The organism is Streptomyces sp. NPDC044704 (genome assembly GCF_056433525.1).
In genome coordinates this window covers 178279-199857 of sequence record NZ_JBWKGY010000006.1, presented here as the reverse complement: position 1 = coordinate 199857, position 21579 = coordinate 178279, and the positions used below count along the sequence as shown (strand labels likewise).

At 73.2% G+C, this 21579-nt stretch carries 15 protein-coding genes; 4 read left to right on the top strand and 11 right to left on the bottom strand.

From position 1 onward, the window contains the following. Positions 1-709: 709 nt before the first annotated feature. On the top strand, positions 710-2416 hold the full coding sequence (locus AC07B0_RS17670; protein WP_478898553.1) for a carbohydrate-binding module family 20 domain-containing protein: 1707 nt from the start codon (positions 710-712) through the stop codon (positions 2414-2416). 98 nt (positions 2417-2514) lie between these two features. Further along, positions 2515-7893, top strand: a complete 5379-nt coding sequence (gene pulA / locus AC07B0_RS17665) for a pullulanase-type alpha-1,6-glucosidase (RefSeq protein ID WP_478898552.1) — start codon at positions 2515-2517, stop codon at positions 7891-7893. Between the two features lie 145 nt (positions 7894-8038). Here pulA and AC07B0_RS17660 read toward each other — a convergent pair whose 3' ends face one another. The 8 genes from AC07B0_RS17660 to AC07B0_RS17625 all read right to left on the bottom strand — a co-directional run bounded on the left by AC07B0_RS17660 (position 8039) and on the right by AC07B0_RS17625 (position 15910). Then, the gene (locus AC07B0_RS17660) at positions 8039-8653 is read right to left on the bottom strand and encodes a polysaccharide deacetylase (RefSeq protein WP_478898551.1); all 615 of its coding nucleotides are present in this window, start codon (positions 8651-8653) and stop codon (positions 8039-8041) included. A gap of 194 nt (positions 8654-8847) precedes the next feature. After that, positions 8848-9372 carry a GNAT family N-acetyltransferase gene (locus tag AC07B0_RS17655; protein WP_356877478.1) on the bottom strand — a complete coding sequence of 175 codons (525 nt, stop codon included), beginning with the start codon at positions 9370-9372 and terminating at the stop codon, positions 8848-8850. Positions 9373-9397: 25 nt separating this feature from the next. After that, on the bottom strand, positions 9398-10108 hold the full coding sequence (locus AC07B0_RS17650) for a TetR/AcrR family transcriptional regulator (protein WP_478898550.1): 711 nt from the start codon (positions 10106-10108) through the stop codon (positions 9398-9400). A 63-nt stretch (positions 10109-10171) separates the two neighbouring features. Further along, positions 10172-11215: a PDR/VanB family oxidoreductase gene (locus AC07B0_RS17645; RefSeq protein WP_478898549.1), complete on the bottom strand. Its 1044-nt coding sequence runs from the start codon at positions 11213-11215 to the stop codon at positions 10172-10174. After that, positions 11212-12108, bottom strand: a complete 897-nt coding sequence (locus tag AC07B0_RS17640; protein WP_356877481.1) for a metal-dependent hydrolase — start codon at positions 12106-12108, stop codon at positions 11212-11214. Before AC07B0_RS17640 ends, AC07B0_RS17645 begins: the two co-directional genes overlap by 4 nt. 262 nt (positions 12109-12370) lie before the next feature. Further along, entirely contained in the window at positions 12371-14290 is a 1920-nt protein-coding gene (locus AC07B0_RS17635) for a hypothetical protein (protein WP_356877482.1), read from the bottom strand. A 140-nt stretch (positions 14291-14430) separates the two neighbouring features. Beyond that, positions 14431-15225 (bottom strand): tyrosine-protein phosphatase, encoded by a 795-nt coding sequence (locus tag AC07B0_RS17630; protein WP_356877483.1) that lies wholly within the window; start codon positions 15223-15225, stop codon positions 14431-14433. Between the two features lie 100 nt (positions 15226-15325). Next, the gene (locus AC07B0_RS17625) at positions 15326-15910 is read right to left on the bottom strand and encodes a rhomboid-like protein (RefSeq protein WP_469379909.1); all 585 of its coding nucleotides are present in this window, start codon (positions 15908-15910) and stop codon (positions 15326-15328) included. Between the two features lie 92 nt (positions 15911-16002). Here AC07B0_RS17625 and AC07B0_RS17620 point away from each other — a divergent pair, with 92 nt between their 5' ends. Together AC07B0_RS17620 and AC07B0_RS17615 are read left to right on the top strand one after the other, a co-directional pair. After that, positions 16003-16863 (top strand): hypothetical protein, encoded by an 861-nt coding sequence (locus AC07B0_RS17620; protein ID WP_478898548.1) that lies wholly within the window; start codon positions 16003-16005, stop codon positions 16861-16863. A 75-nt stretch (positions 16864-16938) separates the two neighbouring features. Continuing rightward, positions 16939-18384 (top strand): PepSY-associated TM helix domain-containing protein, encoded by a 1446-nt coding sequence (locus tag AC07B0_RS17615; RefSeq protein WP_478898547.1) that lies wholly within the window; start codon positions 16939-16941, stop codon positions 18382-18384. Between the two features lie 111 nt (positions 18385-18495). Here the strand turns inward: AC07B0_RS17615 and AC07B0_RS17610 are convergent, their stop codons facing one another. The 3 genes from AC07B0_RS17610 to glnII form a co-directional block, all read right to left on the bottom strand. Continuing rightward, entirely contained in the window at positions 18496-19077 is a 582-nt protein-coding gene (locus AC07B0_RS17610; protein ID WP_356877487.1) for a winged helix-turn-helix domain-containing protein, read from the bottom strand. A gap of 348 nt (positions 19078-19425) precedes the next feature. Beyond that, positions 19426-20352 carry a DUF6891 domain-containing protein gene (locus AC07B0_RS17605; RefSeq protein ID WP_478898546.1) on the bottom strand — a complete coding sequence of 309 codons (927 nt, stop codon included), beginning with the start codon at positions 20350-20352 and terminating at the stop codon, positions 19426-19428. A 125-nt stretch (positions 20353-20477) separates the two neighbouring features. After that, the gene (glnII, locus tag AC07B0_RS17600; protein WP_356877489.1) at positions 20478-21497 is read right to left on the bottom strand and encodes a glutamine synthetase; all 1020 of its coding nucleotides are present in this window, start codon (positions 21495-21497) and stop codon (positions 20478-20480) included. Between the last annotated feature and the right edge of the window lie 82 nt (positions 21498-21579).

Sequence of the window (21579 nt, the reverse complement as noted above, 5' to 3'; positions counted from 1 at the left end):
GGACATAGACCGCCCACACGCCCCACCCATGGGCCTTGACGTGCGGCTATCGCCCGCCTGTACTCCTGCGGCGACGCCCCCCGGCAGGAAAGACCCCAGACTGCCCATGAGAGTGACCACGGCTGGTCGTCAGCCGCTGAGACGACACCGGGGAACAGGTGCCTCCTGCGGTCTATGTCCAGCCCTAGACGGGCCGCTGCCGCTATGCAATGAGGAGCGCGTAGCGATCAGATGCGCCTGACGGCACCCCAGGCTGATCTGGTCGTCATTTCGGGTGGGTAAGCCAGGAGCCCGGTCCCGGGAGGGGCTGTGAGGGGGTCGTGTGCCCGGTCGGGCGGGCCCCGGCCCGTCGTCGCTGCGCTGACGGGGCCGCTCCTCCCCCTCTTCCCCGTGACCGTTCTTTTGGGGGGTTCCCGTCGGTCTTCGGCTTTCCGGGGTGGGGCGGTCGGTCAAGGGTGGCCGAAGGCCATCGCGTAGCGACGCGAACGAAGTGAGCGCCCTTGAGGGACCGGTCCGCCCCGGAGAGACGATGAGACTGACGGGAAACCGCCAAACCCTCCCTGATGCGGATGAGTTGAGCCCCGCCCCGCGCAACCCCGCCCGCCCCCCGGAAACAAATCTGCAACCTCTTGCGCAAACTCTTGCAACACTTCCGGCCTGGCCCTACGGTCGCGTGCAATCCCCACCTCTACGCCAGGAGGCCCCCCGCATGCCTGTCAGAGCCGCCAGAGCTGCAACCCTTTTCGCCGTCGCCGCAGTTGCCGCCGCCGGGTCCCTCGTCGCGCAGGCGCCGCAGGCGCGGGCCGCCGCGCCCGGGGAGCGGGACGTCACCGCCGTGCTCTTCGAGTGGCGGTTCGACTCCGTCGCCTCGGCCTGTACCACCACCCTCGGCCCCGCCGGGTACGGCTTCGTCCAGGTCTCGCCTCCCCAGGAGCACATCCAGGGCCCCCAGTGGTGGACCTCGTACCAGCCCGTCAGCTACAAGATCGCCGGCCGGCTCGGCGACCGGGTCGCGTTCAAGCGGATGGTGGACACCTGCCACGCCGCCGGGGTGAAGGTGGTGGCCGACGCCGTCGTCAACCACATGGCCGCCGGCGACGGCACCGGGACCGGGGGGAGTTCGTACACGAAGTACGGATACCCGGGCCTCTACTCCGGCGCCGACATGGACGACTGCCGGGCGACGATCTCGAACTACCAGGACCGGGGCAACGTCCAGAACTGCGAGCTGGTGCAGCTGGCCGATCTGGACACCGGCGAGGACCACGTACGCGGCAAGATCGCCGGCTACCTGAACGACCTGCTCTCCCTCGGCGTCGACGGGTTCCGGATCGACGCCGCCAAGCACATGCCCGCCGCCGACCTCGCGAACATCAAGTCCCGGCTGACGAACCCCGGGGTCTACTGGAAGCAGGAGGCCATATTCGGGGCGGGCGAGGCCGTCTCGCCCGCCGAGTACCTCGGCAGCGGCGACGTGCAGGAGTTCCGCTACGCCCGCGACCTCAAGCGGGTCTTCCAGAACGAGAACCTGGCCTACCTGAAGAACTTCGGCGAGGCCTGGGGTCACATGCCCTCCGCCCAGAGCGGCGTGTTCGTCGACAACCACGACACCGAGCGCGTCGGTGACACCCTCAGCTACAAGAACGGCTCCGCCTACACCCTGGCCAACGTCTTCATGCTGGCCTGGCCCTACGGCTCCCCGGACGTCCACTCCGGCTACGAATGGTCCGACAAGGACGCCGGCCCGCCGAACGGCGGTTCCGTGAACGCCTGTTACGCCGACGGATGGAAGTGCCAGCACGCCTGGCGGGAGATCTCCTCCATGGTCGGCTTCCGCAACGCGGCCCGGGGCCAGTCCGTCACGAACTGGTGGGACAACGGCGGCGACCAGATCGCCTTCGGGCGCGGCGCCAAGGCGTACGTGGTCGTCAACCACGAGGGGTCCGCGCTCACCCGCACCTTCCAGACCTCCCTCCCGGCCGGTGACTACTGCGACGTGCAGAGCGGACGGCCCGTCTCCGTGAACGGCTCCGGCCAGTTCACCGCGACCGTCGCCGCCGGTACGGCGCTCGCCCTGCACGTCAACGCCCGTACCTGCACCGGCACCCCGTCCACCCCGGCCACCACCGGGGTCTCCTTCGCCGTCAACGCGACGACCGTGCCCGGCCAGGACGTGTACGTCACCGGCGACCGGGCCGAGCTCGGCAACTGGAACACGGCCGCCGCCCTGAAGCTGGACCCGGCGGCCTACCCCGTCTGGAAGCTCGACGTCGCCCTCCCGGCCGGTACGGCCTTCGCCTACAAGTACGTGCGCAAGGACGCCGCCGGGAACGTCACCTGGGAGGGCGGGGCCAACCGCACCGCCACCGTCCCGGCGAGCGGCAAGGTCACGGCGGCCGACACCTGGCGCGGCTGAGCCGCCGCCCCGCAGACCAGGGCCGCCCGGCACCCCAGAACCCGCCACCGCCGGGCGGCCCTCCATCCCGTGACCCACGCGACCGAGGAGAACCCGCCTTGATACGCCCTGCCGCAGGAGTGCTCGCCGCCGCCCTGGCCGTGACGCTGCTGCCCGTCCTCCCGGCGGCGGCCGCCGCACAGGCCCCCGCCCCGCCCCCGGACGCGAAACTGGCCGCCGAGCCGGCCCGGCACGACCTGACCCGGGAGCAGTTCTACTTCGTCCTGCCCGACCGGTTCGCGAACGGTGACCCCCGCAACGACACCGGCGGCCTGACCGGCACCCGGCTCCAGACCGGACTGGACCCGACGGACAAGGGGTTCTACCAGGGCGGGGACCTCAAGGGGATGACCGACAGGCTCGACTACATCAAGGGCCTCGGCACCACCGCCATCTGGATGGCGCCGATCTTCAAGAACCAGCCGGTGCAGGGCGAGGGCGATGCCGCCTCGGCCGGCTACCACGGGTACTGGATCACGGACTTCACCCAGGTCGACCCGCACTTCGGCACCAACGCCGACCTGGAGAAGCTCATCGACGCGGCGCACCGCAAGGGGATGAAGGTCTTCTTCGACGTCATCACCAACCACACCGCCGACGTCGTCGACTACCGCGAGGGCTCCCGCTCCTACCTGTCGAAGGGCGCGTTCCCCTACCTGACCAAGGACGGCGTCCCCTTCGACGACGCCGACTACTCCGGGGGAGAGACGAAGGACAAGGGGAAGGACAAGGGCAACGACAGGGACAAGTTCCCGAAGACCGGTCCCGCCTCCTTCCCGCGTACCCCCTTCGTGCCCGAGGCGAAGAAGAACCTGAAGGTCCCGGCCTGGCTCAACGACCCGCAGATGTACCACAACCGCGGTGACTCCACCTTCGCCGGCGAGTCCTCCGAGCAGGGTGACTTCTCCGGGCTCGACGACCTGTGGACCGAGCGTCCCGAGGTCGTCAGCGGCATGGAGAAGATCTACGAGAAGTGGGTCAAGGACTTCGACATCGACGGCTTCCGGATCGACACGGTCAAGCACGTCGACACCGGATTCTGGACCCAGTGGGCCACCGCCCTCGACGCGTACGCCGCCAAGCGCGGCCGGGACGACTTCTTCATGTTCGGCGAGGTCTACTCCGCCGACACCGCCGTCACCTCCCCCTACGTCACCCGCGGCCGCCTCGACGCGACCCTCGACTTCCCGCTCCAGGACGCCATCCGCGCGTACGCCTCCCAGGGCGCGGGCGCCGGCCGGCTGGGCTCCGTACTGGCCGACGACTACCGGTACACCACCGACAAGGCGAACGCCTACGAGCAGGTCACCTTCCTCGGCAACCACGACATGGGCCGCTTCGGGACCTTCCTGAAGCAGGATCGTCCCGGCGCGGGGGAGCAGGAGCTCCTGGACCGATACCGCCTCGCCAACGAGCTGATGTTCCTCTCCCGGGGCAACCCGGTGGTGTACTCGGGTGACGAGCAGGGGTTCACGGGCGCGGGCGGCGACAAGGACGCCCGCCAGCCCCTCTTCGCCTCTCGGACCGCCGACTACCTCGACGACGACCAGCTGGGCACCGCCCGTACCCACGCGAGTGACGCCTACGACCCCCAGCACCCGCTCTACCGCCAGATCAGCGCCCTCTCGAAGCTGACGAAGGACCACCCGGCCCTGCGCGACGGAGTACAGAGCGAGCGCCTCGCCGACGGGTCCGCGTACGCCTTCGCACGGACCGACGTCCGCACCCGGACCGAGTACCTGGTCGCCGCGAACAACGCCGCCGGAGCCCGCACCGTCGAGGTCGACGCCCCGGCCGGCGCCCAGTACCGCACCCTGTACGGGGGCACCGCGCTGATCCGCGCCTCCGCGGCCGGCAAGCTCACCGTCCCGCTGCCCGCACTCGGCTCGGTGGTCCTCCAGGCCGTGGCACCGCTCGCCGCGCCCACGGCCGGGCCCGCGCTCACCCTGAAGGCCCCGGCGCCCGGCGCGACCGGCACCGTCGAGCTGTCCGCGGAGGTCACCGGCGGCGGCCTGAACCGGGTCGTGTTCGCCGCGCAGGCCGGTACCGGCGCGTGGCAGGTCCTCGGCTCCGCCGACCACGCCCCGTACAAGGTGACGCAGCACGTCACGGCCCCGGCCGGGACGCCCCTGCGGTACAAGGCCGTCGTCGTCGACTCCGCCGGGCGCACGGCGGGCGCCCGAGCCGCGTCCGTCGCCGGGCAGGCCCCGCCGAAGGAGACCCCGACCGCCACCCAGCGCGACTACGCGGTCGTCCACTACAACCGCCCCGACGGCGACTACGCGAACTGGCGGCTCTACGCCTGGGGAAACCTCGCGGAAGGCGAGACGACCCCGTGGCCGGAGGGGCACGCCTTCACCGGCCGCGACGCCTACGGGGCGTTCGCGTACGTCAGGCTCAAGCCCGGCGCCTCCTCCGTCAGCTACCTCGTCATCGACAAGGACGGCAACAAGGACGTCGCCACCGACCGCACCGTCGACGTGACGAAGACCGGGGAGATCTGGCTGGAGCAGGGCAAGGAACCCGCCCGCACCGACCGCCCCGCCTACCCGCCGCAGGACCAGACCAAGGCCGTGCTGCACTACCAGCGCCCCGACGGCGCGTACGACGGCTGGGGCCTGCACGTCTGGGCCGGCGCCGCGAACCCCACCGACTGGTCGAAGCCGCTGATGCCCGTACGCACCGACTCCTACGGGGCGGTCTACGAGGTTCCGCTCGCGGCCGGCGCCACCAGCCTCAGCTACATCCTCCACAAGGGCGACGAGAAGGACCTCCCCACCGACCAGTCCCTGGACCTGAAGGCCACCGGCCACGAGGTGTGGATGCTGGGCGGCCGCGCGGCGTACCTCCTGCCGCAGCCCGCCGGATCGGCCGCCGCCCTCGACCTCACCAAGGCCGAGGCCGTCTGGATCGACCGGGACACCGTCGCGTGGAAGGCACCCGCGGCCGCCGCGTCCGTCCAGCTCCTCGCCTCCCGCGAGGGCCGGATCACGGCGGAGAACGGCACCCTCCGGGAGGCCGGAGCGGCCTGGCTGCGGCTGAACCGCTCCGAGCTCACCGCCGCCCAGAAGCAGAAGTTCCCGCACCTGGCGGCCTACCCGGCCTTCACCGTCGACCCCCGCGACCGCGAACGCGTCCGCGAGGCCCTGCGCGGCCAGCTCGTCGCGAGCGCCCGCGCCGCGAACGGCGCCGTCCTCGCCGCCACCGGCGTCCAGCTCGCCGGAGTCCTCGACGACCTGTACGCGACGAACAGCCCGCTCGGCCCCGTCTTCAAGGACGGCCGCCCCACCCTGTCCGTGTGGGCGCCGACCGCCCAGCAGGTCGCCCTCGAACTCGACGGCCGCAGCGTCCCCATGCGCCGCGACGACACCACGGGCGTCTGGTCGGTGCGCGGCGAACGCTCCTGGACCGGCAAGCCCTACCGCTACGCCGTGACCGTCTGGGCGCCGACGACCCGCCAGGTCGTCCGCAACCTCGTCACCGACCCCTACTCCACCGCCCTCACCGCCGACTCGACGCACAGCCTCGCCGTCGACCTCGCCGACCCGAAGCTCGCCCCGCCCGGCTGGAAGGACCTCCGCAAGCCGGCGGCCGTGCCGTTCACCTCCGCCCAGATCCAGGAACTGCACGTCCGTGACTTCTCCGTCGCGGACCGCACCAGCACCCACCCCGGCCAGTACCTGGCCTTCACCGACACCGGCTCGGCCGGCATGCGGCACCTGCGCGACCTGGCCGCCTCCGGCACCTCGTACGTCCACCTGCTGCCGGCCTTCGACATCGGCACCATCCCGGAGAAGCCCGCCGACCGCACCGAACCGGCCTGCGACCTCAAGGTGTACGCCCCCGACAGCGAGGAGCAGCAGGCCTGCGTGGCGGCGGCCGCCGCCAAGGACTCCTACAACTGGGGCTACGACCCGCTGCACTACACCGTCCCGGAGGGCTCGTACGCGAGCGACCCGAACGGCACCGCCCGCACGGTCGAGTTCCGCAAGATGGTCCAGTCCCTGAACGGCGCCGGACTGCGCACCGTCATGGACGTGGTCTACAACCACACCGTCGCCTCCGGGCAGGCCGACAAGTCGGTGCTCGACCGCATCGTCCCCGGCTACTACCAGCGGCTCCTCGCGGACGGCGGCGTCGCCACCTCCACCTGCTGCGCCAACACCGCGCCCGAGAACGCCATGATGGGCCGGCTCGTCGTGGACTCCCTGGTCACCTGGGCCAAGGAGTACAAGGTCGACGGCTTCCGGTTCGACCTGATGGGCCACCACCCGAAGGACAACATCCTGGCCGTCCGCAAGGCCCTCGACGCGCTCACCCCCGCCAAGGACGGGGTGGACGGCAAGAAGATCGTCCTCTACGGGGAGGGCTGGAACTTCGGCGAGATCGCCGACGACGCCCGCTTCGTCCAGGCCACGCAGAAGAACATGGCCGGCACGGGCATCGCCACCTTCTCCGACCGGGCCCGCGACGCCGTGCGCGGCGGCGGCCCCTTCGACGAGGACCCGCGCGTGCAGGGCTTCGCCTCCGGACTGTTCACCGCCCCGAACGCCTCGCCCGCGAACGGCACCCCGGCCGAACAGCGCACCCGCCTCCTGCACTCCCAGGACCTGATCAAGGTGGGGCTGTCCGGGAACCTCGCCTCGTACGCGTTCACCGACACCACCGGCCGCCGCGTCAAGGGCTCCGAGGTGGACTACAACGGCGCCCCGGCCGGCTACGCGGCCGCCCCCGGCGACGCCCTCGCCTACGTGGACGCCCACGACAACGAGACCCTGGCCGACGCCCTCACCTTCAAGCTCCCGCAGGGCACCTCCACCGCCGACCAGGCCCGGATGCAGGTCCTGGCCATGGCCACGGCCGCGCTGTCCCAGGGCCCGGCCCTCTCCCAGGCGGGCACCGACCTGCTCCGCTCCAAGTCCCTGGACCGCAACTCCTACGACAGCGGCGACTGGTTCAACGCCCTCCACTGGGACTGCCGCGACGGCAACGGCTTCGGCCGGGGCCTGCCGCCCGCCGCCGACAACGCCTCCAAGTGGCCGTACGCGAAGCCCCTGCTGAGCGGCCCGGCCCCCGGCTGCGCCGAGATCAACGGCGCCTCGGCCGCCTACCGGGACCTGCTGAGGATCCGTACGACGGAGAGCGCCTTCGCCCTCACCACGGCGGACGCCGTCCAGGCGAAGCTGGCCTTCCCGCTCTCGGGCACCGGCGAGACCCCGGGCGTGATCACCATGACCCTGGGCGACCTGGTGGTGGTCTTCAACGCCACGCCCACCGCCCAGGAGCAGCGCCTTCCCGCCCTCGCGGGCAGCCGGTACGCCCTGCACCCGGTGCAGGCGAACGGCGCCGACCCGGCGGTGAAGTCCGCCGTCCACGACGCGGCGACGGGGGAGTTCACCACCCCGGCCCGCACGGTGGCGGTCTTCAAGCGCTCCTGAACGGCGGCACCGGCTGACAGGAACGGCAGGAACGGCAGGAACGTAAAGGAGCGACAGGAACGCGCAGGACGACAGGGCGGTGCCGGTCATCACGACCGGCACCGCCCCCGCCATGTCACCCCGCCGCGGGCGGAGCCGGGCCCGGTCAGACCCAGATGCGGAGGGCTTCCATCCGCCGGGACTGCCCGGTGGTCCCCACGTAGACCGGGTTCCCGGCGGCCGTGTTCAGCCAGGCGTGGTCCTGTACGTGCGCCTGCGCCGCGACGCTCCCGGAGCCGACCTGGAGCCCCAGCGCCTCCATCTGCCGCGACTGGCCGGTGGTGCCCACCGTCACGGCCGCGCCGTCCGCGGCGCACCGCCAGCCCTGCCAGCCGACGTCGGCGAGGTGGGCGTTGGCACAGACCCCGCCGACCCCGCCGGTCGCGATCACCGCGGCCTCCATCCGGCGGCTCTGCCCGGTGGTCCCGGCCACCGCGCCGTCGCACACCGTCGACTGCCAGCCGACGTCCTGAACGTGGGCCGCGTAACAGACGACGCGGGCGTTCGGGGCCAGCGCACGCTGCCTGGCCGTCGCCGCCCTGACCTCTTCGACCACCGCGGCGGGCGCCTGCACGGACGCGGTGCCCGCGGCCGCCGTGACACCGGCCGCCGAAGGCGCCGACGGCTGCTGCTGGGCCCCGGCCGCCCCCGCGGCCCCCAGCACGCACGCCAGCGCCATGCCCAAGACGGCTCCCGCGGTCCTGCTCCCGGAATTCCTCATGGTGTTCCCCTCCTGGTACCGACTGGTCGCGCCCATCAGTACCGGCGCGCCGGAAGGGGCGGCAAGCGGAAGCCCGGGCAGAGGCCGAGAGCGGACCGGGCATGGCGCGGGCCGGGTGGTTGCGCCCGGGACGTCCCCCGTGCGGGGGCGCGGGCCGGGGCGGGGGGCGTGCGCCGGGGCGGGTGCGCGCGCCGTCAGACGTCGAGGCGCCGCTCCAGCAGGATCACCCCGTACACCTTCCCGTCCCGGCCCTGCTTGGACGGGAACTCGCCGACCACCCGGTACCCGGCGGAGCGGTAGTACGCGAGCAGCCGCGGGTTCGTCGACACGCAGTCCAGGCGGGCCCGTTCCCGCCCGGTCCGGGCGATCCGCCACTCGGCGTGCTCCAGGATCCGACGGCCCGTCCCGGCGGGCGCGGCCTCCCGCTCCACCATCAGGCGGTGCACGTAGCCCGCGACGGGCGGCTGGACCCCCCAGGCCTCCTCGTCGGACCACCACAGCTCGTACGCGCCGACGACCCGGCCGTCGGCATCCTCGGCGAGCCACACCTCACCCTCGCGCATCTTCGCGCGGAAGTGCGCGGCGTCCTTCTCGCCCGGCTTCCACTGGTCGATCCCGTTCTTGCGCATCCACCGGGCGGCCTGGTCGTACAGCGACACCAGAATGCCGGCGTCCTTCTCCTCGGCCGGCCGGAACAACACCCCGTCGTCAATGATCACGCGGGCATTATCGCCGCGCGCCAGGTCAACGAGGCTCGGCGGGCCCGCCCGGAACCAGCCCGGCCAGCCGCCCGACCAGCTCGCCGAACGGTCCGTCGGCCGGCTCGTCCACGAGGATCTGCACGAGGATCCCCGCCATCTCCGCGTCGTACGCCGCGCTCACCGCCGCCAGCGCCGCGAAGTCGTGCACCAGCTGCAGCTCCAGCTCCGCCCGCGGGATCCGGCGCCCGTCGAGCCACAGCAGCGCCGTGGACTCGGCGAGCGACACCCACGACCGCACCACGAGCTCCAGCCGGGCGGGCGGCCGCTGTACGCCGATGTGCGCGAGGATCTGCTCGTACGCGGCCTGCCGCACCTCGTCGATCATCGCGTTCGTCCGGCTGCTCCCGGCCGCCGGACCGCCCCGCATCAGCGCGGAGAAACCCGGCCCGTGATCGTCGACGAAGGCGAAGTACCGCCCCATCACCCGCAGCAGGCGCGCCCCGAGCGGTCCCTCGTGCGGTTCCACGAACCGCTGCGCCAGCTCGTCGGCGGCCCGCCGCAGCGCGGCTTCGTACAGGCTCAGCTTGCCCGGAAAGTAGTGGTAGACGAGCGGCCGGGATATCCCCGCGGCCGCCGCGATCTCGTCGATGGACACGTCGTCGGGCGAGCGGTTGCTGAACAGCTCCAGGGCAACCCCGATCAGCTGCTGCCGCCGCTCCTCGACACCCATCCTGCGCCGCACCCCGGTTGTCATGCCGACACCCTACTTCGCCGTCCGGCCAGGGGCTCCTCGCTGGTCCGGGCCCTTTCGCCGGACCTACAGGTCCAGCGTCAGCCGGTTCGTCGTGGCTCGGGAGACGCACAGGAGCATCGAGTCGGCGCGCTCGGCGTCGGTGAGGAGTTCGTCGCGGTGGTCGATGTCGCCCGCCAGGACCCGGTGTTGGCAGGTGCCGCAGAAGCCCTGCTCACAGGAGTACGGGGTGTCGGGCAGGACGCGGCGCACCGCGGTCAGGGCCGATTCGTCCGCGGCGACCTCGACGGTGGTGCCCGAGCGGGCCAGTTCCACCGTGAAGGCCCGCGCGGGACCGGTCGCTTCCGGGCTGAACCGCTCCAGCCGGACCGCCGCAGGGTCCGCGGCCGCCGCGGTGACGGCCCGCATCAGGGCGTCGGGGCCGCAGCAGTAGACCAGCGTGCCCGGGGCGAGCGCGGCGAGGGGGCTCAGGTCGGGCAGGCCCGTCTCGTCCTCGGGCAGGACGGTGACCCGGTCCCCGTAGGAGGCGAGTTCGGGCAGGAACGGCATCGAGGCGCGCGAGCGGCCCCCGTAGAGGAGGGTCCAGTCCGCGCCGGCCGCCGTCGCCGCGCGGAGCATCGGCAGGAGCGGCGTGATCCCGATGCCGCCCGCGACGAACGCGTACGAAGGGGCCGGGAGGAGCTCGAACCGGTTGCGCGGCGGCCGCAGTTCCAGCTCGGCGCCCTCCACGAGCTGTGCGTGCGCCTCGCGGGAGCCGCCCCGGCCGTCCTCGATCAGGCGGACGGCGATCGTGTACCGGCCGGTGTCGGCGGGGTCCCCGCACAGCGAGTACTGGCGGACCAGGCCCGAGGGGAGGACGACGTCCACGTGCGCGCCCGGGGTCCAGGCCGGCAGCTCCGCGGACTCCAGGACGAGCCGCAGCACCCCGTCGGCGGGCTCCGTACGGGAGACGATCAGGGCGCGCAGCAGCCGGCGGGGGGAGTGCCCCGACACCGGGTTCTCCAGCGCCGGGAGCGGCCAGAGCGGGGAGCGGCCGATGCGCCGCCGCAGCGCGCGCCGCGTCAGGAGCGCCGCACCGGCGACCGCCGTCACGGCCAGGGCCCGCCTCACGGCCGCACCCCGCCGTTGGCGCCGGGCGAGGTCGCCAGGTAGGCCACCGCCTGGGCCGTCGACCCCTCCTGCGAGGGATGGTAGGTACGGGAGAGGTAGGTCGGGATCGACTTCAGCATCGCCCCCGTCGAGGGCAGGACGCCCTGCTGCCCCGCCCGGAAGAACTGCCCCAGGGAGGCCTTCGCGGCGGGCAGGTGCGGGTCGTTCTCCATGAAGAAGCGGGCGCCGCGCTGCCACAGGAACACCAGGGCGGTGAAGGCGGTCGCCCAGGTCCGGGCCCGGCGGCGGTAGTTGCCGTCGACGTGCATGAACAGGTCGAAGGCCACCGAACGGTGCTCGACCTCCTCCGCGCCGTGCCAGCGCAGCAGGTCCAGCATCGTCGGGTCGGCGCCCCGCCGGTCCAGTTCCCCGGCGTTGAGGATCCAGTCGCCGAGGAACGCCGTGTAGTGCTCGATCGCGGCGATCATCGCGACCCGCTCCATCAGCCACCACCTGCGGGGCCGCCCCGGCGGCAGGGTCCGGTCGCCGAGGAGCTTCTCGAACAGCCAGTCCACCTGCGCGGTGTACGGGGTGGGGTCCAGGCCCAGGCGCCTCAGGTGCGGGAGCACGTCGTCGTGCGCGGCGGCGTGCATCGCCTCCTGCCCGATGAAGCCGATGACGTCCGCCCGCAGCCCTTCGTCCGTGATGTACGGGAGGACCTGCTTGTAGACGTGGACGAACCAGCGCTCACCGGCGGGCAGCAGCAGGTGCAGCACGTTGATGGTGTGCCCGGCGAAGGGATCGCCGGGCAGCCAGTGGAGCGGGGTGTCCTGCCAGGAGAAGGACACGTTCCGGGGCTGGAGGTCTATGTGTTCCGACGCCACGGGGGCGGGCACGAGCGGCGTATTAGACATGGCGTCAATGTACTGATGGGTACCGGAGAGGAAAACCCCTCCGACACGCCAATCTCCCGCCGGCCCACCGAGCCTCCCGGTCACGCCCCTAGGGCCTGTCGTCAAACTCCCGTCGTCGCCCGGAGGGCAGCCCTGCGGCGTCTGGTGCGTGCTCTCGGTGCGCCGGGCGGAAGCCCGCGTACTGGACGTACTTGGCTTTCGCCCGGTGCGGCGAGAGCGCGTGCCAGGCGTCGCGGGGCAGACGGGAGTTTGACGACAGGCCCTAGCGCAGCACCCCGGCCTTCGTGCCGTCCGTCAGCTTGCCGGAAAGATCCACCTGCGCACCCTCCGGAGCCTTGAGGGCCAGCCGGTTCCCGTTCGCGGAACCGTTCACCCCACTGCCCGACACCGACAGCGAGGCGAACTGCGCACTGCCCGCCGCCAGTACGTACCAGCTCCCCGCCCGCGACTTCCACAGCACCCCGGCCAGCACCTTGGGCTCCCGGGGCCCGCACGCCGCCGACCCCTCGGCCTTCGCCGCCTGGGCGGCCGGCGTGGCCCCGGGGGCCAGGAACTGGGCCTGCACCCGGTCCGACAGGCCCTGCCAGGTCTCGGCCCGCGTGCACAGCCACGTCGCCGTACCGTCGCCCTCGGGCAGCGGCTGCTTCGCGTACGTCCAGGCGTTGACGCTGCGCACGCCGTGCGAACGGACCGACGGCAGCAGGCAGGCGATCCTCGACCACTCGCCCAGCTCGGCCGCCTCCGACACGTCCCGCGAGGCCCCCGGCGCACCCGAGGTCAGCCGGGCCGGGGTCAGCTCCCCGAGGTCCGTCACCAGCCGGGTCGCCCCGTCGCCGGTCAGGGCCAGCGCGTTCCAGCTGGTACAGCTGCCGCCCGGGGCGGGACTCGCGACCGGCGGGGTGATCCCGTCCGCGGTGAGCTTCAGCGGCACCGGCGCCTCACCGGGCTTCAGCAGGTCCCGCAGCGCCGCGCCGGTGACCCACGGGGCCGTCAGGTAGCGGACGTTGCCGTCGACCCGGCTGAGCACCAGCCCCGTCGCCGTGTCCGCGGACGCCCCGTCCGTCCGGGCGAAGTCCAGGGCCGCGCCCGCCGTCCCGGAGCGCGGCTCCGCGTACCGGACCACCCGCAGCCCGTCGTGCAGCAGCACCACCACCGCCTGGTCCACGGTCCCGGCGAACAACAGCTGCGGCGGCCCCATCGCCGGCCCGGACGGCGTCCCCGGGGTCGCCGAGACGACCACCGACTTCCCCGGCCGCGCCCACACGGCCAGCGCCCGGCGCAGCAGCTCCGCGTCGTCGGCGCGGTCGCCGCGGGCGGGCCACGCCGAGTAGTCAGTACGGGACGAGGTGCGCCAGGCCGCCGGCGCGGCCCGCACCAGCTGGCCGGGATCCAGGGCCTGCTCCGCCGCCGCGTTGAGCGCGTACGGCGGGGCCGCGGGCCCGTCGGTGCCCCACCCCCCGCCCGGCAGCGCCAGCAGCGCCCCGCACACCGCGAGGGCCGCGCCCGCCGCCAGGGCGGCCCGCGTGAGACGGCGCCGGCGCAGCAGGTCGGTGGGCCGGGCCTGGAGCACGCACGGATCGAACTCGGGGGAGGCGAAGAGGCCGTCGTGCGCGGGATCCCCCGACTCCGCGATGGCCGCCGCCGGATCGGCGACCCCGGCCTCGGTGAGGACCCGGAACACGTCCGGCTCCGCCAGCCCCTCCAGGGCCCGCAGGACGCACGCCGCCCGCCCGGGCCCGTTCAGGGTGGCCAGCCACTGGTCCAGCGCCAGCTCCTCGGCCCCGCCCGCACGCGGGAACAGCCGCAGCCCCCACACCTGGGGGAGCAGCGGCGGCAGCTGCCCGCGCAGCGGCAGCGCCCGGAAGCTCAGCGGGATCCCCGCCTCCAGGGCGGAGCGCAGCACGCGCAGCCGGACGTACGCGTACCCCGACTCGGGCCCGTCCGCCCCGCGCTGCGCCGGAACCCCGCCGCGCACCGCGTCGGCCTCCGGGGCCCGCCGGCCGCGCGGCAGGGCCCGCTGGGTCAGCGAGTGGGCGGTGAGCACCCGCCGGTTGCGGCCGAGGGCGGGCGGCAGCACCAGATAGGCGAGCCGCACCAGCCGCGGGTAGTGCTCGACGATGGCGGCCTCGGCCTGCTCGACGTCGGGAGGCAGGGGGCGGGTGGCGGTATCCGGCGCAGTCACGTTCAGCAGAACGAGCGATTCGTCGGATGGTCACCCGTCCCCAGCGCACACGTTCGGACGAACCGGGCGGCCCGCGACGCGTCCGGGCTCCCCGGCCCGCCGGCCCCGGGCCGGGCCCGTGGGGCGATCGGCCCCGCCCGTCAGGCGACGAGCCTGGCCCGCAGCGCCTCGACGGTCCCGTCCGGCACGCCCAGGCCCTCGCGCACGTACTTCTCCATCGACCCGTACCGCGTGCTCACCTCGTCCAGCCCCGCCTCCAGGTAGGAGGGGAACACCCCGATCAGCGCCAGCGCGATGTCCGGGTCCCCGCCCGCCGCCGTGAAGCCCTCGATCATGGGCGCGAAGGCCACCTTGACCGCCGGGTTCACCGACAGGTACTCCGCCATCAGGGTGTCGTCGTCGGCGCCGAGCAGCGAGAGGATCAGCGTCGCGCCCCAGCCCGTACGGTCCTTGCCGGCCGTGCAGTGGAACAGCAGCGGACCCGACTCCGGATCGGCCGCCTCGATGAGCAGCGTGCGGTACGCGGCCTGCGCGGAGCCGGAGCTCACGAACGACCGGTAGACCGACCCGAAGAGTGCCTGCGCCCGGCCGCCGCCCAGGTGCTCCTCGGCCACCACCGGATCGGCGAGCAGGTCCTTGAGCTGCGTGGCGGCCGGCATCTTGCCGTCGTTCATCTTGTCGGCCAGCACGTCGCGCACCACCAGCCGCGCCCCCTGCGGCAGCCGGTCGGGGTGGTCGGCGCGCTCGGAGTCGCTGCGGAAGTCGATGACCGTACGCAGCCCCAGCGCGGCCACCACCGGGTCGGCGGCGAGGTCGAGCCGGTCGAGGGCGCCCGAGCGCAGCACGAGGCCGGGGCGGACGGTCCGGCCGCCGGCGAGCGGGGTGCCACCGAGGTCGCGGAGGTTGGCGACGGTGGTGGAGGGCTTGGCGGTCATCGTGGCGTCTCCAGCGGTATGCGCGCGGCGGGGAAGGGCGAGCGGGTGGGGACGAGCAACTGGATTACTCGTGTCATTCACATCATTCGTATCATTCAGGTCACGCAAGAGCGATTTTCCGATGATCCTGTCCCGCATGCCGGTCGAAGGCCAGGGAGAGGCCGATCCCCACGCCCAGCGCCGCGAGGTGCCCGGCGTCGGTGAAGGTCCGGCCGCGGCGCAGCACCGGCTGCGCCGCCAGCGCCAGCAGGCCCACCCGGGCGGTGTTGCGCACGATCCCCCGAGGCAGGGCCGAGGTCAGGGCGCCGAGCACGGCGTTGAACCCGTAGCTCGTGCCCACGTCCAGGGCGCGCCGGGTCTCGCGGTCGGCGGTGCGCCGCAGCGCCCCGTACACGAGGAGGGTCGCCGAGGCGTGCCCGAAGAGGAACACGGCGGCCGTCCACCAGGCGCCGTACGCGTACTCCGCGTACCCGAGCACCGCGACCAGCAGCAGCGCGTACGGCAGCGGCATCGGTTCCTCGACGACGAAGGCGCTGGCGAGCAGGGTCTCCCAGTGTCCGGCGGCGAGGTTGTCGACGTTCGTCGAGCAGCCGCGCAGCACCCGGTCGCGGCGCGGCGGACCCAGCCGCTCCAGCGCGTGGGCCCCGAGCTGGACCCCCGCCGTGTACACCGCGCCGAGGGGCAATGACCATGACCATGGCAATGGATTCACCCGCCCATGATCGGATACCGCCCCGCTGCGGACACCACCGGGCCTCGTGGGAAAATGACCGGAACATGTCTGGAACCCCCGCGCCGGTGCGCGTCGTGCGGGCCGCGATGTTCGCGGCCGTGTGCGTCGCGCTGGGCGCGCTGGGGCATTCGTACATGTCCAGGATGAATGTCCCCGTCGGCTGGCTGGCGGGCGCCTTCGCGGTGACGGGCGGACTCGCCTGGCTCGCCGCCGGCCGCCGCCGCGGGCCCGCCGGGATCACCGCCGCCCTGCTCACCGTCCAGGGGGCGCTCCACCTGGCCTTCTCCGCGGGCCAGGCGCACCACCCCGCGACCGCCGCTCCCGTTCCCGTCGCCCCGCCGGAGCCGATGCCCGGCCACCATCACGCGCACGCGATGCCCGCGGCCGAGGGCCCGGCGGGGACGACGCACGTGCCGGGCGCGGCTCCCATGGGCACGGCCGAGGGCATGCCGGTGCCGTCCGGCACGTCCGACGGCATGGCCGGGATGACCGGGACGGTCGACGGCGCGTCGGGCGCGGCCGACGCAATGTCAGGCATGGCCGACATGGCTTCGATGGCCGACATGGCCTCCATGGCCGGTCACGGCGGCTTCGGCATGATCGCCGCCCACGTCCTCGCCGGACTCTTCTGCGCCGCCTGGCTCGCGTGGGGCGAGGCCGCCGTCTTCCGGCTGGCCGGCGCCCTCGGCGCGACCGCGCTGCTGGCGGCCCGCCCGCTCGCCCGCGCCCTCGCGCTGGTCCGCACCCGCGTGGCCCTCGTACCGACCCCGCCCGCGCACTGCGCCCCCTGCGACCGGCCGCGCCGGCTGCGCGGAGCCGTCCACGCGCACACGGCGGTCCGGCGCGGCCCGCCCGCCGGGTGGAACACCCGAGCCACGGCCCCCGGCCGTCCTGCCCGCGCCTGACCGGCGCACCTCCTTCGGCGAGGGGGCGAGACCTGGGGCCGCCCACCCATGTCTTCGCCAACCCTTAGGACCGACATGTCCCTCGACGTGCTTCCGGACGCCCCCACCGGGGACTCCGCCGCACCGCCGAAGCGCACCGGCGGCACCTGGGCCGCCCTGCGCCCGCTGCTCCTGCGCCTGCACTTCTACGCGGGGCTGCTGATAGCCCCGATCCTGTTCCTCGCCGCCACCACCGGCCTGCTGTACGCCGGCTCCTGGCAGGCCGAGAAGATCCTCTACTCCGACGAACTGACGGTCGCCCGGGTCGGCGAGAGCGCCCTGCCGCTCAGCGCCCAGGTGCAGGCCGCCCGGGGCGCCGCGCCCCAGGGCAAGGTCCTCGGCGTGTGGCCGTCGCCCGAGGAGGAGGCCACCACCCGGGTCGTCATGGAGAGCCCGGGACTCGGCGAGGGCGAGACCCTCACCGTGTTCGTCGACCCGTACACGGCCGACGTGCGCGGGCAGCTCACCACCGCCGGGGACGCGCTGCCGCTGCGGGCCTGGCTCAGCGAGTTCCACGCCAGCCTCCAGCTCGGGGAGTTCGGCCGGAACTACAGCGAGCTCGCCGCGAGCTGGCTGTGGGTCGTCGCCCTCGGCGGGCTCGCCCTGTGGATCGGCCGCCGCCGCTCCCGCAAGGCCCACCTCGTCGTCCCCGACCGCAAGGCCACCGGCCGCCGCCGCACCCTGTCCTGGCACGGCGCCGTCGGCCTGTGGGCCGTCGCCGGACTCGTCGTCCTGTCCGCCACGGGCCTGACCTGGTCCCGGTACGCCGGCGAGAACATCGGGCAGCTCCAGGACCGCCTCGGCGGGGCCACCCCGTCCGTCGCCGCCTCGCTGACCGGGGCCGCGGGCGGCGCCGACGAGCACGCCGGGCACGTCATGACGGAGGGCATGGAGATGCCCCCGCCGCCGCCCACCGCCGACGTCGGCATCGACCGCGCCGTGGAAGCCGCCCGGGCCGCCGGGGTCACCGAGAGCCTGCGCGTCACCCTTCCCGCCCAGGGCAAGGGCTACGTCGTCAAGGAGACCGACAAGCAGTTCCCCGTGCACCTGGACTCCGTCGCGGTCGACCCCGCCGACGGCCGGATCATGGACGAACTGCGCTTCGCCGACTACCCGTTGCTCGCCAAGCTGACCCGCTTCGGCATCGACCTGCACATGGGCCTGACCTTCGGGCTCGTCAACCAGCTCGCCCTCGCGGCCCTCGCCGTCGCCGTGATGTTCCTCGTCGTCTGGGGCTACCGGATGTGGTGGATGCGCCGGCCCACGAAGGAGCGCAAGCTCTCGGTGGGCCGGCCGCAGCCGCGCGGCGCCTGGCGGAAGCTGCCGGTGACGGTCCTGCTGCCGCTGGCCTGCCTGACCGCGCTCACCGGGTGGTTCGTCCCGATGCTCGGGATCAGCCTGCTCGTCTTCCTCGCGGGTGACGTGCTCCTCGGCTTCGCGGCGGCCCGCCGCCGGGCCGGAGCCTCCGCGCCGCAGGCCTAGTACGTACGAAACAGGCGGGCCCGCACTCCCCCGGGGAGTGCGGGCCCGCCCGCTTGCCGGCCTGCTCACCGGCCTTCGGCCCGATGGCCGGCCCGCGGCCGAACGGACCGGTCAGGGCGCGTACTTGTAGCCCACCCGGCGGACGGTCTGGATCGTCCCGCGGTGCGCCGCGCCCAGCTTGCGGCGCAGCCGGGCGATGTGGACGTCGACCGTACGGCCGTCGCCGACGTGGCCGTAGCCCCACACCGTGGTCACCAGCTGGTCCCGGCTGTGCACCCGGTGGGGGTGCGCCACGAGGTGGGCGAGCAGCTCGAACTCCAGGTAGGTCAGGTCCAGGACCTGGCCGTCCACCTCGGCGGTGCGCTGCGCCGCGTCGATCCGGACGAGCGCGTCGCCCGTGGTCCGCGGGGCTTCGGGCGCCGGGAGCGGGACGGACTGCGGGGCGAAGGCGATGGGCTGCTGGTCGGCCGGTACGAGGACCAGGTAGCCGACCATCGGCGGCTGGCCGGGCAGCGCCGGCAGGGTGTGCTGGGGTGCGGGGAGCCAGGTGGCGCCGGGCGGGAGCAGGTCCACGACGCGGGCCACCTCGTCCCGGTCCACGGCCCGCAGCCGATGGCGCGGACTGGGCGGGAAGGTCAGGGGAGCGGAGGTCGCAGCGGAGGCGGCAGAAGCGATGGAACGGGTGTTAGCCATGAGTGGTCAGCTCTTTCACGCGGAGTGGTCGGCAGGAGACGTACGTACGTCGTCGTTGTCGTACCGCGCAGACCGAAGGCCTCGGGCGGGTCTTTGGGAGGTCCCGGAAGGCTTTAGAGGGCCGGCGCGTTCTTCGCGCGGCAACACACCCGGTCGAAATCGTGATCCTGACGGGAGGGCCAGAACGGCTCGAGGTCGCTGCGACCTGTCGAGGAGTGCGAATGGCTGGCCATGGGCTCATTGAAGCAGATGTGCGGGGCCCGGGGCAGGCCCCGTCTCACCAGGTGGAGCGGAATCTCATATTCCGTGATCAAGGTGTCGTAAAGACGTCACATTCCCGACAAACAGTCAGCCCGTCAGCCGCTTCCGCCAGTCCAGTCCGGTCACCCGTATCGCATCCTGGGCGGACCCGTCCCACGCCCACGACAGCCCCACGCCGTCCAGCGCGGCCACCACCTCCCGGCCGATCGCCGCCGTCAGCTCCTCCCGCAGCTCCGCGGGCGGTTCGAAACACCCGTACAGCAGCCACAGGTCGCCCCCCGCGGCCGCGCCCTCCGTGCACTGCGAGTGGAAGAAGACGAACCCCCGCGCGTCCTCCTCGCCGTCACCCCAGATCTCCCCGGTCCCGCAGTTGCGGCAGCAGGTGAAGTTCTCCCGCGCCGTGAGCCCGCTCGCGCCGAGCGCCTCGAACGCCCGCGTCACCCGCTCGGGATCGGTCTCGCCCTCCCAGCCGGCCTGCTCGGCCACCCGCTCCCGCCACAACCGGTCCACCAGCAGCCGCGCCTGGGCGGCCGAGACCGCGGGCCCGCCACCCTCCGCGTCCCCGAGGACGTACCCGGCGTACTCGGCCAGCTCCGCCCGGCCCTCGTAGCCGCACACCAGCTTCTCCCGGACGAGCCCCGCCACCTGCTCCTCCACCGCCGCGTCGAGCGCCGGCACCTCCTCCACCGGGAAGTCCAGCCGCTTCCACGCCGGCCCCGCATCCCAGCCCTCCTCCTGCCGGGCCCAGCGGAGCATCACCTCCACCACCCCCGCCGCCGAGGGCACGAACGCCTGGAAGTGCCGGTCCGGACCGCCCGCCCGGTGCTCCAGCTGGTACTCCCCGCCCGCCTCGTGCCACACCTGGACGAAGACGTCCGGATCGTCGGGGACCCGGTTCACCACCAGGAACCGGTCCCCGTCCGCACCGATCCGCTCCACCAACTCGGACAACAGCGGGACCGCGGGCCGCTCGTAGGACTCGGCGCGCTCGGTGTGCATCTTCACGGGCAGCATGGGCCACACCCTGACAGACGCCACCGACAGCACGGCGCCCGCCCTCCCACGGGGGAGGACGGGCGGCCGTGCTGTCCGGGTGGCGCCGGTCCGTCAGTGGCGCCGGTCTGCCGGTGGCGCCGGTCTCAGACCAGGCCGTCCTTCTTCAGGCCCGTGCAGCAGGTGTCCGTGATCAGTCGCGTCACCACGTACGGGTCGACGTTCGCGTTCGGGCGGCGGTCCTCGATGTAACCCTTGCCGTCCTTCTCCACCTGCCACGGGATGCGCACCGACGCGCCGCGGTCGGACACCCCGTAGCTGAACTCGTTCCACGGAGCCGTCTCGTGCAGCCCCGTCAGACGCTCGTCGATGCCCGCGCCGTAGTTCTTGACGTGGTCCAGTGGCTTGGAGCCCTCGCCCAGCGCCTCGCACGCCGAGACGATCGCCCGGTAGTCCTCGCGCATCGCCTTCGTGGAGAAGTTGGTGTGCGCGCCCGCGCCGTTCCAGTCACCCTTGACCGGCTTCGGGTTCAGCGTCGCCGACACGTTGAAGTCCTCGGCCGTGCGGTACAGCAGCCAGCGCGCGATCCACAGCTGGTCCGACACCTCCAGCGGACCCACCGGACCCACCTGGAACTCCCACTGGCCCGGCATGACCTCGGCGTTGATCCCGGAGATGCTCAGACCCGCCGCCAGGCAGTGGTCCAGGTGCTTCTCGACGATCTCGCGGCCGAAGATCTCGTCCGAACCGACACCGCAGTAGTAACCGCCCTGCGCCGCCGGGAAGCCGTTCACCGGGAAACCGAGCGGGCGGGCACCGTCGAAGAAGGTGTACTCCTGCTCGATGCCGAAGATCGGCTCCTGACCGGCGAACTCCTCCGCGACCGGACGCAGCAGAGCCCGGGTGTTCGACTCGTGCGGCGTCATGTCGATGTTCATGACCTCGCACAGCACGAGGAGGTTGGCACCGCCGCGGATCGGGTCCGGGCAGGAGAACACCGGCTGGAGCACGCGGTCCGAGGCGTGACCCTCGGCCTGGTTCGTGCTGGACCCGTCGAAGCCCCAGATCGGCAGCGCCTCGCCGTCCGCCAGGATCCTCGTCTTGGAGCGAAGCTTCGCCGTCGGCTCGGTGCCGTCGATCCAGATGTACTCAGCCTTGTAGCTCACGGGCCCCATCCTGACTCTGCGGGTGCTGCGGATCGCCTGGTGTCCTCCGTCCTCCGCAGAGTCCCCCGCCGCGATTTCTCTT